The following is a 13389-nucleotide window of genomic DNA, read 5'->3' as shown; positions in this document are numbered from 1 at the left end:
CCCAACGGCTGACTCGCCGCCGAAAACGAAGCGTCGGTTGGGTCGCGGAGCGACCCAACCGACCTCACGAAAGATCGAGGCTAACCCGCGAGACAATCAAGCGTGGGCCAGCGCAAAGGAGGGGGCGTGCGGCTGTCGCGTGACATCACGACCCGGGCGTTTCTGATGGAGGTGGACGGCGCGCAGCGAGCAGTCCTGGCGGTCGGGCTGTCGGTGATCAGTCCGTTCGGCTCCCATGCCGGGGTGAGCGCGAGTCCGTTCAGCCGCGCGCACGCGTTCGGCCTCCCGATGCTGAACTCGGTGGACGAGCTGACTCTCGGCGACTCCGGGAATCACCTCGGATGGTGCGTCGAGCGGATCGCCGGCGAGACGGTGTCCGGGCGACCGACGTGTTCGAGCGGATCGTCTCGCTGGACGAGGCGAAACGGCGGGCGCGAGTGCTGGCACGGGATTCGATGTTCCGTGCCACCTTCGAAGCGGCGGTCGACGAGCTCCTGCGGCAGGACCATGACTCCCCCGGACCGCCCGACGTGCAGTACGCCTTCTGGCGACTGGTCTGTGAGATCGCCGACACCTGCGGTGCAGGGGAAGCCTGGCAGGCGGCGGCGCGGCTCGCCGTCGAGGCGGCGACCGCGGTCGTGGCCGAACGCTGCGACAGGGCGGTGTTCGAGGCCGCCGACGCGGTGTCGGCACGGCTGATCGATCGGCAGAGCGAACCCCGGGAGCTCGTGCCCGACCTGGTGTCCGGGGCGCGGTTGCGGTTGGCCACCAGGGGCCCGGCGGACTTCGCCGCCGACCACTACGCGCGCGATGCGCGGACGACCTGGGCGGCCCGAGCCGAAGCCGAGCTGTATCGCCTGTGGTTCAGAGACGAGGACCCGTTCCCGATGGAGTCTCCGCGGCTGGTCGCGGAGGCGGCGCAGATGCTGGCGCGGGCGCTGGAACTCGGCGGCGGCGGGCGGCGCGACCGGTGCTGCTGGCCTCGTTGGCGCAGATCCACCTGGACGATGACGGCGTCCACCAGGGCATTGCCGCCCTGGCGCTGTCGGAGTTGCTCGACTCGCCCGCCCTCACCGCCCCCGACCTCGCGCTGTTCCTGCTCAGGGTCGTCCACGGGCTCCACCCGGATACCGTCAGCGAGGTGCGGGCCGCGGTGTTCGGGATTCCGTTCGCCGACTTCGTCGCCGGCTACGGCACGACGGTCACCATGAGGGTGATCAGCCAGGGCGTCAACCTGGCACGAGAGCGCGCGGACCTGCCGCTGCTGCGCACCGTGCTGGACTGGGCGGACCGGCTGGAGGTCCGGTGGGACGCGGCGCACCGCCGGCAGTTCATCGAGGCACGGGCGCACGCGCTGCCCGGCGACCCCACCTGCTGCCCGCGTCCCGGCGAAGCGCTCGCGGAGTCCTTCCCGGACTCCTGGACGCGGTCGCAGCGCTCGGCGGCGGCGATCCACGCGGCCGCCCACGCCCGCGATCGCGGCCGGCCGGCACTCGGGCTCGCGCTGCTGAGCCAGGTGGCCGAAGAGACGAGCGAGGAGGTACGGCTCCTGGCGGCGGACCTGCATCACCAGGCGGCGACCGCCGGTGAGCCGATCCCCGGCCCGTTGCCGTTTCCCTGGGGTCACTACACGTACGCGGCCCTCGCCTATGCCTCGCTCAACATGACCGAACTCGCGCGGGCGTGTCTGGTGCCGTTCGCGCAGCGGGTGGGCGGGCTTCGCGGCGCGGACCTTCGAGACGCTCTGTGCGCGATCATCGTGGATCTGCCGAACTTCGACCCGAGCGGCGCACCCGAACTCGGTGAGCTGCTGCGGGATCTCGTGCACTCGGCGGTATGGCAGATGGCGGTGGAGCACCGGACAGTGCCGATGGGGCTGATGCTCGGCCTGCACCACGCGGTGAAGGGGCAGGAACTGGGCTCGTGGTGGCGGCTCGACGGGCCGGTCGCCTTGCCCCCGCACATCCAGCACTTCGCCGCACGACTGCGGGACCTCGACGGCCCGGCGGCCGCGGCGGCCTCGCGGTCGAACCTGCTGGACGACGCCGACGCCGACCGTCGCCCCGCGGGCCGGGACGACGCGGAGATCGCCGGAAACCTGCGGTGGCGCATCTCGTCGCTCATCGACACGGAGCTGGTGCGCGGCGCGACGCCGCTGATCGACGACCAGCACCTCTGGGCGAAGGCGCACGAGCTGCTCGACGAGCGGACGGTGCTGCTCACCTGGTTCCTGCCGAGGTTCGTGCGCGGCGCCGCGCTCCTGCTGGGCGTCACCGCCCAAGGCCGGACGCTCACCGTGGCCCTCGGCGAAGGTGAAGGTGAGGGCGAGGTCCGGCACCCGGTGGCGGACGTGGTGGAGGCGATCCGGGAGGAGGTCCAACGTGACCCGCTGTTCGCCGACGTGACGCCGGAAGGTGCCCGCCTGCTGGAGTCGGGCGACCTGCTGGGCGGGGACGGGAGCTGGGCCGAATGGCGTGCCCAGGGCAAGGACAGGCTGCTGGTGTGGCCGCATGGCGCCGTGCATTACCTGCCGATACCACTATGCCGCGTCGGCGGCCGCCTCATCGCCGACGACTGGACGGTCACGACGATCGCGGGCCTTGAGTCGCTGACCTCGCCCGGCGGCTTCGAGCGGGAGCGCCGCACCACGGTGCTGGCCTCCTCCGCCGGAGGCGTTCGCTACGGCCTCCACGAAGAACCCGCGCTGGAGGAGCATGCCCGGAGGGTGGCGGGCGCGGTCGGAGTGGAGGCCGTCGTCGGGACGGCGGCGACCCGGGCCAGGCTGCTGGCCGAACTGTCCAGATCGGATATCGTCCACATCGCCGTGCACGGGACGATGGACCCTGACGCGCCATGGCTGCAGTGCCTGTATCTCTCCCCGGACATCGACGACGACGGCCGTGTCCACGCCTACGACTTCCTGGGGGTCGACCTGCGCGGCGTCCGCCTCGTCACGCTCGCCGCGTGCGAGTCGGCCCTCGGCCGGTTCGACCGCGCCGACAACGTCCGCGGCATCCCGTCGGCCTTGATCACGGCGGGTGCGCAGGCGGTCGTCGGCTGTCTGTGGCCGGTCCGGCCGGCTCCGGCGGCGTGCTTCTATGAGCGCGGCCACCGGATGGTCGCCGACCAGGGGGAACTTCTTGACCGGACGGAACTCCCACTGCGGGTTCGGCTCAGGTCGGTCCGTCACCGCACGCCATCGTGCTGACGGGATGAGTCGTGAGCCTCTCCCGGAACGCCCGCTCTCCCCCTCGGTACGACCGATGTCCGGCTCGCCGACGGCGCGCCGGTACCGGTCGGCGGGCCGCGGACCCGGGCGCTGCTGGCGCTGCTGCTGCTGGAGCCGGGACGGGTGGTGCCCGCGTACCGGCTCATCGACGGGCTGTACGCCGAGGACCTGCCCGGCGACGCCGGGCACGCGCTGCAGTCGCAGGTGTCGCGGCTGCGCAGGCGGCTGGGCGGGCTGGTGGAGTCGCATCCGGCCGGGTACCGGCTCGCGATCGCTCCCGACCTCGTGGACGCGCACCGCTTCGAGCTGCTGGCCGGGGAGGGGCGCCGGGCGGCGGCGGCCGGGGACCACGCGGGCGCCCATGACCTGCTGCACGAGGCGCTCGGGCTGTGGCGGGGTCCCGCGCTGGCCGACGTGTCGGCCAGCGCCCTTCGCCGCGGCGCAGGCGGCGCGGCTGGAGGATCTGCGGACGGCGGCGGCCGAGGACCGGGCCGAGGTGCTTCTCGCGCGGGGCGACCACCGGGACGCGGTGCCCGACCTGCGCCGGCTGTGCGCGGCGCACCCGCTGCGGGAGCGGGCGCGCGGCCTGCTCATGCGGGCGCTGCACGGGGACGGGCGGCAGGCCGAGGCGCTGGGCGTGTACGAAGAGGACGCCGGGTGCTGGCGGAGGAACTCGGCGCCGACCCGTCGCCGGACCTGGTCGCGGTCCACCGGACGATCCTGCGCCCCGGCCCGGTCGCCGGGCCGCCGGCCGCGCCGCCCGCCCAGCTGACCAGCTTCGTGGGGCGGGACGAGGACCGGCGGCGCGTCCGCGAGCTGCTGGCCCGGCAGCGTCTGGTCACGCTGACCGGCCCCGGCGGGGTGGGCAAGACCAGGCTGGCGGTGGAGGTCAGCGCGCCGGCGGACGACGCGGTCCGGTACGCCGACCTGGCCCCGTTCAGCGAGCCGGCGGAGGTGCCCGACGCGGTGCTCGGCGCGCTGGGGCTGCGGGAGAACGCGCTGCTGCCCGGAGGCCGCGCCGCCGATCCGATGCGGGTGTACGGGCGGACGGTCGTGATGGTCACCCACAACCCGGTCGCCGCCGCCTACGCCGAGACCGTCCTGTTCCTGGCGGACGGCCTGCTGGCCGGGCGGCTGGAGAAGCCCACCCCCCGAGGCCGTCGCCGAACGGCTGACCCATCTGGCCGACGAGGTCGCCGCGCGTCGCGCCGGCCGGGAGGGCTGAGGACGATGTTCTTCCTGGCGATCCGTTCACTGCGGCACCGGACCGGCGCCTTCGCCGCCGCGTTCACCGCCGCGACGCTCGGGGCGGCACTGGTGATGGCCTTCGCCTGCTGCTCGACACCGCGACCGCCGGGCCGCGACCGTCCGCACGCTCCGTACCTCCGCGGTCGATTCCGTCGCGGTCTGAAGCGGCCTCAGTGCCGAAGCACCGCGTCCGGGGCTTCCTGGGCCAGGAGGCGGCCTTCCTTGAGGAGGAGGCGGTGGTCGGCGCGGGCTGCGGCGTCGGCGTCGTGCGTCGCGTGGACGATGGTGACGCCGCGCGCGGTGAGCTCGTCGAAGATCTCAAGGATCCGGTCCTGGGCGTCCCGGTCCAGGCCGGCCGCGGGTTCGTCGAGCAGGAGGAGGTCGGACCGCTGGGCGAGGCCCTGGGCGATCAGGGTGCGCTGGTACTGGCCGCCGGACAGCTCACCGAGCTGCGCCTTGGCCAGCTCGGTGATGCCGGCGCGTTCCATGGACGCGCGGACCACGGCCCTGTCGTGCTTGGTGAGGCGTCTCCACCAGCCGCGATCGGCCCAGCGGCCTATGGCGACCGCGCTCTGCACGCTCATGGGGAGCGTGGCCGGGACCGCGGCGCGCTGGAGGACCAGCGCGGGCCGTTGTGAGCCGGATCGCTCGATCGTCCCGCCGGACGGGGCGAGCGTGCCCGCGAGCACGCCGAGCAGGGTCGACTTTCCCGAGCCGTTGGGCCCGACCAGGGCGGTCACGCGCGATCGGGGGACGTGGCCCGTGATGTCGTGCAGCACCGGCGTGGGCCCGTAACCCGCCCGCACCTGCCGCATGGTGATCGCCGTCTCGCTCACAGAACTCCCCTGCACGTTGCAAATGATAACGGTTTTCATTATAGAGTGCCGTGCATGGAATGGCTCTTCGCCCCCTTCGGGGTGTCCTTCGTCGAGCGGGCGCTGTGGGGCGGGCTGCTCGTCTCGGGCATCTGCGCGCTGGCCGGCACCTGGGTGGTGCTGCGCGGCATGGCCTTCCTCGGCGACGCGATGTCGCACGGCATGCTGCCCGGCGTGGCGGCGGCGTCGCTGCTGGAGGGAAGCCTGTTCCTCGGCGCGGCGCTGAGCGCCGGCGCGATGGCGCTGGGCGTCACGGCGCTGTCGCGCTCGTCCCGGCTGTCCCAGGACACCAGCATCGGGCTGCTGTTCGTCGGGATGCTCGCCACCGGCGTGATCCTGGTGTCGCACTCGCAGAGCTTCGCGGTCGACCTGACCGCCTTCCTGTTCGGCGACGTGCTGGCGGTGCGTCCGGGCGACCTGGTGGTCCTGGCGGTGGCGCTGTGCGCGGCGGCCGTCATCACGGCGGCGGCGCACCGTTCGTTCGTCGCGCTCGCCTTCGACCCGCGCAAGGCGCGCACGCTCGGGATGCGGCCGCGGCTCGCCCACGCGCTCCTGCTGTGCCTGCTGACACTGGCGATCACCGCGTCCTTCCACGTCGTGGGCACGCTGCTGGTGTTCGGGCTGCTGATCGCGCCGCCCGCCGCGGTGGTGCTGTGGGCGCGCAGCGTCCCGATGGTCATGACGGGCGCGGCGCTGCTCGGCGCGCTCTCGACGGTCGTCGGGCTGCTGGTGTCGTGGCATCTGGGCACCGCGGCCGGAGCGACGATCGCCGCGACCGCCGTGGCCTTCTTCTTCCTGTCCGCGCTGGCGGCGGAACTGCGCGGGCGCCGGTCGCACGGCGCGTCCCCGTCGCCGGACCGCCCGGCCCCGGACGGCCCCGCACGAAAGGAACTCGGGTACACCTCATGATCTGTGGCAGCACGGGCGGCGTCCGGAGGCGCGCATCGGCGGCCGCCGCCGCGACGGGAGTCCTGCTCACCCTGCTCAGCGGGTGCGGCGCGTCCGGAAGCGGGGACGGTTCCGCGGGCGCCGGGCCCACTCCGCACGGCCATGTCGAGGGAGCCGAGGAGACGGCCGAGCCGCAGTGGCGTCTGATCCTGGCCGCCGCGCGGGGCGGCCGCATCCACTCTCTGGACCCCGCGACCGGCAGGAGCGTCCCGGTCGGCGAGGCCGCCGGGCTCACCGCGATGCGGACCGACGGCCGCCACGCCTACCTGACCACCGGCGACGCCCAGCGCGTCGTCGACACCGGGGTCTGGACGGTCGACCACGGCGACCACGTCCACTACTACCGCGCCCCCGCCCGCACCGTGGGCGACCTGCGCGCCGCGGGGACTCCCGAGGTGGCCGGCGACCTCGCCGTGACCACGCTGGCCGCGGGCGGCGCCGTGCGCGTGCTGGACCGGAAGGCGCTCGACGACGGGAAGATCCAGGAGCCGGCGAGGGTCGAGGCCGCCGTCGCGGTGCCGTACGCGGGGCACCTGCTGGCCGCCTCGGACGGAACCGGGCACGTCGCCGTCCACGACCGCGAGGGACACCGGATCTCCCAGCTGCCCGAGCCCTGCCCCGACCCGCGAGGACAGGCGATCACGCGGCGCGGTGCCGTCCTCGGCTGCTCGGACGGGGCCCTGCTGGTGACCGGCGAGGACGGGAGATTCGCGGCGGAGAAGATCCCGTATCCCGGCGAGGTGCCCGCCGGGGAACGGGCCCTGGAGTTCCGTCACCGTCCCGGATCGAACGTGCTGGCGGCGGCGGCCGGCGACAAGGGCGCCTGGGTGCTCGACATCGCCGCCCGGACATGGAAACGGGTCGGATCCGTCCCCGCGGTCGCGGTGAACGCGGTCGGCGAGGACTCCCCGGTGCTCCTGCTCGGACGGGACGGCGTCCTGCGCTCCTACGACCCGGGCACGGGGAAGCAGGAAGCCGACGTGAAGCTGCTCAAGGACACCGGCTCACTGAAGGAGCGACCCTCACCGGTGATCCAGGTGGACACCATGCGCGCCTACGTCAACGACCCCGCCGGAAACGCCGTCCACGAGATCGACTACAACGACGACCTCCGTAAGGCCCGCTCGTTCAAGCTCCCCTTCGCCCCCGCGCACATGGTGGAGACGGGATGGTGACCGCCACTCAGCGCTCCCGTGGCCTGCGACGTGCCACCGGACTGCTGCTCGCGCTGTGCCTGGCCGTGACCGGATGCTCCGCGCTGGGTCCCGAGCGGTCCGGTGTGGTCGTCACCACCAACATCCTGGGCGACATCACCCGCACGATCGTCGGCGACGAGGCCGAGGTGACGGTGCTGATGAAGCCCGGCGCCGATCCGCACTCCTTCGGCGTCTCCGCCCAGCAGGCCGCCCGCATCGAGAACGCCGCGCTGCTCGTCCACAACGGGCTGGGCCTGGAGGAAGGCGTGGCGCGCAACATCCAGGCCGCCCGCGACCAGGGGGTGCCGGCGCTCGCCGTGGGGGAGGGGGCCGACCCGATCACCTACACCGAGGGACGGACCGCGCGCCAGCGCGACCCGCACTTCTGGACGGACCCCGTCCGGGTGGTCAAGGCCGTCGACCTCATCACCACCCGGGTCACCGAGCATGTCGACGGCGTCGACGTCGCGAAGGTCCGCGCCAACGCGGCCGAGTACCGCGCCCGACTCACGGCGCTGGACACCCGGATGCGCCGCGAGTTCGCCGAGATCCCGCCCGACCGCCGCAAGCTGGTCACCAACCACCACGTCTTCGGCTACCTGGCCCGGCGCTACGGCTTCGAGGTCATCGGGGCCGTCATCCCCAGCGGCACCACGCTGGCCTCGCCCAGCGGCTCGGACCTGAAGTCGCTGGCCGACGCCGTCCGGCGCGCCGGCGTGCCGGCGGTCTTCGCCGACTCCTCCCAGCCGGACCGGCTCGCCCAGGTCATGGCGCAGGAGGCCGGGCTGCGCATCGACATCGTCCCGCTCTACTCCGAATCGCTCACCGGCCCCGACGGCGGCGCGCCCACCTACCTGCGGATGATGCGCGCCAACACCGACGCCATCAGCGCCGGGCTCGCCACCCGGTGAACCCGCCGCATGCATGTTGCCCCCAACCAGGAACAGAGAGCTGAAATGAAACGCTCGACGCACCCGAGACCGCGCGCCAAGGCGGCGCTGCTCGCCGTGATGGTCACGCTCGGCCTCGCGCTCACCGCCTGCGGCCAGGACGACCCCGGCCCCACCGCACGCGAGAGCCAGGCGCCCGCCGCTGCCAAGACCCAGGACCCGCTGGTGGCGACCTACGACGGCGGCCTGTCCGTCATCGACGGCACCACGCTCAAGGTCGTGCAGAACATCCCCTTGGACGGGTTCAACCGCGTCAACCCCGCCGGAAACGACCGCCACGTCATGGTCTCCACCTCCACCGGGTTCCGCGTCCTGGACGCCGTCGGCGCCCAGCTCACCAAGGACGAGTTCGCCGCACCCGAACCCGGCCACGTCGTCCACCACGCGGGCAAGACCGTGCTGTTCTCCGACGGCACCGGCAAAGTCACCACCTTCGACCCGCGCAAGCTCGGCGGCGGGCTCCCGGAGGCGTCCACCCACACCACCCGGCACGCCCACCACGGCGTCGCCGTCGAACTCGCCGATGGCTCGCTGCTGGTCACCCTCGGCACCGAGGAGGAGCGCACCGGAGCGCAGGTCCTCGACAAGAACCGCAAGGAGATCGCTCGCAGCGAGGACTGCCCGGGGGTGCACGGCGAGGCCGCCGCCAAGGACGAGGCCGTCCTCATCGGCTGCGAGAACGGCGCCCTCCTCTACAAGGACGGCGAGTTCACCAAGGTCAAGGCGCCCGACGAGTACGGGCGCATCGGCAACCAGGCCGGCCACGAGGAGTCCCCGATCGTCCTGGGCGACTACAAGACCGACCCCGACGCCGAACTCGAACGTCCCGAGCGGGTCTCCCTGATCGACACCCGCACCGGCGACCTCACGCTCGTCGACCTGGGCGCCAGCTACACCTTCCGGTCCCTGGGACGCGGCCCGCACGGCGAAGCCCTGGTCCTGGGCACCGACGGCGCCCTGCACGTCATCGACCCCGAACGCGGCGAGGTCACCGACAAGATCAAGATCATGGGCGAGTGGCGCGAGCCGCTGGAGTGGCAGCAGCCACGCCCCACCCTCCACGTCCGTGACCACACCGCCTACGTCACCGACCCCGGTGCCAAGACGCTCTACGCCATCGACATCGAATCCGGCGAGGTCAAGGCCAAGGCCCAGTTGCCGCACACCCCCAACGAACTCACCAGCGCCTGACCCTCACCGGCCGCCGGAGTCCCGCGCACGGACTCCGGCGGCCGTGCAGCACCTGGCTTGCGCGTCGGGGACGCGGGTTCCGCGGGTCAGACGGGCGGTATCAGGTCGCTCTCGCTGATCGTGTACGTCAACCGGGGATAGGAGAAGTTCGTTTCATTGTTCTCACGGCGTCGTAGCCGGTAAAACTCGCGCCTCTGCTCATCGTCGGCCGGCATGAGGCGCGGACCTTGCGGGAGGTATGCCTGGCCGTCGTGAAACCGAACGAAGGTCTTTGACGTTCGAAAGGTCACCCCCAGCCATTGGTTGTCCGCCGCCGGGACGGGTTTCTCCAGTATGATCTTGTGCTTGAGGCGCCGGTTCGAGTCGACAGAGAACGCGACGATACCGTTGTGGACGAGCGGGACCTCGAACCTCTCACCCCCGGGCCCCTTCGCTTCGAAAATGAGCTTCCTCGGCGGGCCCGCCTCGGGATCCTGGTAGCAGGAGAAAACGGCGATGATCGACCCGTCGGCCAGGTCGAGGGCCTGGTCGGAATGGCTGCCCATGGTCGTGTAAGCGTTCGTGTAGGTCTCGATGAGAGCGTTGTTGAAACCGACCGAAAGCGCCGCGCGTTCCTGAATCCGCTGCGCCAGCCTTTCGTGCACAGCCCGGAAACGCTGCGTCGGGTTGCCGTATCGAGTGGTCGTACGCACGAGAGGTACGCCCCCCGTCTCGTCGACCTTGGTGAGCACGGCGCCACGCCGGCCTTTTCCCACGTCTTCCCAGCGGGCCGACGCGGACAGCTCCGCGAAGAGATCCTCCTCGGCCGGGAAACTGCACGTGAGGATCTCGTCCGAGATCCTAGACTCGGGGTGCAACGTAGTCTCCCGTGTTCATGCTGAAGAGAAACTCGTCGCCGTAATCGATGAAGGACGAGGTCTTGTTCTCCTCCGCGTACAGCCTGCGCAGTTCGTCCATCCCCTCCGATGTGGGCGGCCCCAGCCTCACCAGGTCTCCGTCCACTTTGAGGAACGTGTGACCGTCCTTGTGAACGGCCTCGGCGCTCGAACAGCGCACCACGTATCCCAGACGGATCGGGAGGAGGTCGGCGTCCAGCGGTGAGGGCCGGATTTCGTGCGTATACAGGCGGTTGGTAAACAGCGGCATGAAGAACACGGACCCGGGATAGAGAGTCAAGGTGAACTGCGAGGGGAGCGCGGACCCGTCGCGTTCTCCGTTCGGTTCCTTGAGGCGGAAATGGAGCCTGGTCAGCCCGCTGACACCCTTCACGCCGTAGTCGAAGGCGTCGCCGGTCAGGGGTTGCAGCTTGTCGAGCCGGTCATAGAAGGTGCAAAAGGCCATGATGCCGTTGACGGGCATGTCCTTGGTCTTGTCGGCATGGGCCGAGATCTTCGCCTTGGACTGCTTGCGCTCAGCCGTGGCATGGGTGTTGTGGTAGATCTGAGCGAGGACGTGGTTGAGCGGCGCCTGGTTCCGGAAGACGGCGGCCGCCTCGCGGTTCAGAGCCTCGACGATGCTCGTGTCGGTCGGGCGAAAGGTCTCGGTCGGCCCCGAGAGATTCGTGGAGCACCGGAGCAGGCGGAAATGCAGTTCGTCACCGTCCTGGGTAACGGGTGTCAGATAGATCCCGCTGCGATGTGCCGTTCCCGGCTTGGTGGACTCCGTCAGCGACTGGAACGCGTGCTCCGCCTGGATCCGACTGAAGTGATCATCGCCCAGGCCGAAGAAGCGGCGGTAGTACACGCCGGCACCGTGGACACGGATGGGGACTCGGCCCAGGTCGATGAGGGTCCAAGGTTCGCCGGCGTCCTCGTGGTAACCGTGTGACAGCTCCCGGATCACGAACACCTGCGCCGCCGCGTCCAGTCGGCGACCGCTGATCCCGGATACATCGCCACACAGATAGACGGTCTTCTGCGCGAGGTCGGGCGAACCAGAAGCAAGGTCCTCTGGCGTGATGGCGGACCCGAAAAAGTCCCTGACCACGCCATTATCCTGCAACGCCGAAGGTGCGACCAGGATATTGCGCGCATCCTCGATGCCGGCTTCTGTCAGCTCCGTCGCGTACACCGAACCGCACCTGCCATTCCATCCCATGAACTTCCGGACGGTAGAGGACGCGAGATTATCAAAGGGCCGTCCGGTGACGGCCTCACTCCGCGAGGGGCATCGGAATCTGTGCGCCACCCTCGGCGCATCGCCGATACCACCCCGGACGTGGCCACCGGCCGGCCGGGCAGGATGGATGACGTGGTGAGGTCCGCTACGGCGCGGGGACGTTCCACGCGCTGATCACCGGGCGGTCGTGCTCGGTGCCCAGCGCCGACACGGTCCCGGTGTCCAGTGCGAACAGGCGTCCTTGTGCCGGTTCCAGCCCGAGCCACCGCGCCGTGAGCACCCGCAGGACGTGACCGTGCGCGACGAGCGCGACGTCACCCCCGGCCAGGTCCGGCCGGGCCCGTGCCAGGACGGCGTCCACCCGCCTCCCGACCTGCTCGACGCTCTCGCCGGGATGGTCGGCGTCGCCGGGGACCACCCCGTCGTCCCACAGGAACCAGCCGGGCCGGTCCTCCCGGATCGCCGCCGTGGTGATCCCCTCGTAGCCGCCGTAGTCCCACTCCCACAGGTCGGGGTCCACGTCGTCCACCCGCAGCCCGGCAAGCTCGGCGGTCCGCCGCGCCCGCTCGGCGGGGCTGGCGACCGTCCGCGCGATCCGGCGCCCGCGCAGCGCGCCGCGCAACGCCCGCGCCTGCTCCTCGCCCCGCCCGGTCAGCGGCAGATCGGTGCGCCCGGTGTGCCGGCGCGCCCGACTCCATTCGGTCTCCCCGTGCCGCACCAAGATCAGCTCTCCCACGCCCCCAACCCTAGGCGCCGCCCGCTCCAAGACGGGACGCCCGGCCTCGCCGAATGAGGCGCCTTGCGCGCCAGGCAGCAGACAGAGCGATCGTTTTGCCGAATCCGCATCAGCATGTGCCGAATTCGCATGACGTGCCTACCGTCCATGCACCACATGGCCGACCCTGACCACGCCCTGCGCGCCGTCCGTGGCCTGCTTGCGCCCGACGGCCTCTTCGCCGTCGTCGAGCTGGCGGGCCACCCCCGCTTCCTGCCCGAGGACGCCCCCGCCGACCGGCCCGGCCTGGAAGAGCGCGTCCACGCCGTGGTCGACCGCCTGCACGCCGAGCACGTGCCCCACCGCGGCGCCGACTGGGAGCCCAAGCTAGCCGCCGCCGGCTTCGCCGTGGAAGACGATCTCACCGTCGCCGTCGACATCGAGGGGGTCCGCGATCCGGCGATCGGCCGCTACGCCCTGAGCGTGCTGCGGCGTATCCGGGGCGCCGCCGCAGCGGAGCTTGCGGCAGAGGATCTCACCGCGCTCGACCGGCTGCTCGATACCGGTAGCCCCCACAGCATCCTTCGCCGTGGCGACCTCGTGCTGCGCACCGAGAGAAGCGTCTGGGCCGCGCGCCGGCCCTGACCGCTCCCTCCGGCCCGCGGGACGAGCGTTGACCCGAGAGCCAGGAGACTCACGTCGTCGCCTCCTCGAAAGAAACCGGGGCGGATCTCCCGTGGGCGAAAGCCGCACGGAAAGACGACGCGGTAACGGCGGCCGCGCGGCGGGATCGACGCCGGTATGCGCGAGGCCGCCTGGCGAGGGGCTTCGAGCTGTTACAACTGTAGTAACAGAACCGCGAGAGGAGAACTCCATGGGTGTCAGCCTGTCCAAGGGCGGCAACGTCTCCCTGACCAAG

The 13389-nt window shown here is 71.6% G+C and carries 11 protein-coding genes and 1 pseudogene; 8 read left to right on the top strand and 4 right to left on the bottom strand.

Translation table 11 applies throughout. From position 1 onward, the window contains the following. Positions 1-985: 985 nt before the first annotated feature. The 3 genes and pseudogenes from E1281_RS28915 (at position 986) to E1281_RS42190 (ending at position 4001) form a co-directional block, all read left to right on the top strand. Positions 986-3208: a CHAT domain-containing protein gene (locus E1281_RS28915; RefSeq protein WP_165959154.1), complete on the top strand. Its 2223-nt coding sequence runs from the start codon at positions 986-988 to the stop codon at positions 3206-3208. Between the two features lie 144 nt (positions 3209-3352). Then, a pseudogene (locus tag E1281_RS42195) lies at positions 3353-3598 on the top strand (hypothetical protein); the annotation flags it as partial. Then, entirely contained in the window at positions 3591-4001 is a 411-nt protein-coding gene (locus E1281_RS42190; RefSeq protein ID WP_243717519.1) for a BTAD domain-containing putative transcriptional regulator, read from the top strand. The pseudogene E1281_RS42195 and the gene E1281_RS42190, both read left to right, overlap by 8 nt. A 646-nt stretch (positions 4002-4647) precedes the next feature. Here the strand turns inward: E1281_RS42190 and aztA are convergent. Beyond that, positions 4648-5328 carry a zinc ABC transporter ATP-binding protein AztA gene (gene aztA, locus E1281_RS28905; RefSeq protein ID WP_347813317.1) on the bottom strand — a complete coding sequence of 227 codons (681 nt, stop codon included), beginning with the start codon at positions 5326-5328 and terminating at the stop codon, positions 4648-4650. A 39-nt stretch (positions 5329-5367) separates the two neighbouring features. Between aztA and aztB the strand changes: the two genes are divergently transcribed. Genes aztB through aztD form a run of 4 tightly spaced genes read left to right on the top strand, consistent with a single transcriptional unit; the run spans position 5368 to position 9637 of the window. After that, complete coding sequence (gene aztB, locus E1281_RS28900; protein ID WP_131882873.1) at positions 5368-6261, top strand: zinc ABC transporter permease AztB; 894 nt, start codon at positions 5368-5370, stop codon at positions 6259-6261. Then, a complete protein-coding gene (locus tag E1281_RS28895) occupies positions 6258-7475 on the top strand; it encodes a hypothetical protein (protein WP_131882872.1) in 1218 nt (405 codons plus the stop codon). The genes aztB and E1281_RS28895 overlap by 4 nt, the downstream gene beginning before the upstream one ends. Continuing rightward, entirely contained in the window at positions 7469-8407 is a 939-nt protein-coding gene (gene aztC, locus E1281_RS28890; RefSeq protein WP_131882871.1) for a zinc ABC transporter substrate-binding protein AztC, read from the top strand. The genes E1281_RS28895 and aztC overlap by 7 nt, the downstream gene beginning before the upstream one ends. Before the next feature lie 45 nt (positions 8408-8452). After that, complete coding sequence (aztD, locus tag E1281_RS28885) at positions 8453-9637, top strand: zinc metallochaperone AztD (protein ID WP_131882870.1); 1185 nt, start codon at positions 8453-8455, stop codon at positions 9635-9637. An 86-nt stretch (positions 9638-9723) separates the two neighbouring features. Here the strand turns inward: aztD and E1281_RS28880 are convergent, their stop codons facing one another. From E1281_RS28880 to E1281_RS28870, 3 genes are all read right to left on the bottom strand, one after another. Beyond that, on the bottom strand, positions 9724-10494 hold the full coding sequence (locus E1281_RS28880; RefSeq protein ID WP_131882869.1) for a hypothetical protein: 771 nt from the start codon (positions 10492-10494) through the stop codon (positions 9724-9726). Then, positions 10478-11707 (bottom strand): hypothetical protein, encoded by a 1230-nt coding sequence (locus E1281_RS28875; protein ID WP_243717517.1) that lies wholly within the window; start codon positions 11705-11707, stop codon positions 10478-10480. The genes E1281_RS28880 and E1281_RS28875 overlap by 17 nt, the downstream gene beginning before the upstream one ends. Before the next feature lie 193 nt (positions 11708-11900). Beyond that, entirely contained in the window at positions 11901-12491 is a 591-nt protein-coding gene (locus E1281_RS28870) for a histidine phosphatase family protein (protein ID WP_131882867.1), read from the bottom strand. Between the two features lie 129 nt (positions 12492-12620). On the opposite strand from E1281_RS28870, the gene E1281_RS28865 reads away from it, so the two are divergent. After that, positions 12621-13115, top strand: a complete 495-nt coding sequence (locus E1281_RS28865) for a hypothetical protein (RefSeq protein ID WP_347813316.1) — start codon at positions 12621-12623, stop codon at positions 13113-13115. Positions 13116-13389: the final 274 nt, after the last annotated feature.

It is taken from the genome of Actinomadura sp. KC345 (assembly GCF_004348515.1).
In the GTDB taxonomy this organism is placed as follows: domain Bacteria; phylum Actinomycetota; class Actinomycetes; order Streptosporangiales; family Streptosporangiaceae; genus Spirillospora.
Note: the sequence above shows the minus strand (reverse complement) of the source record. Positions and strands in the feature narration are given on the sequence as shown.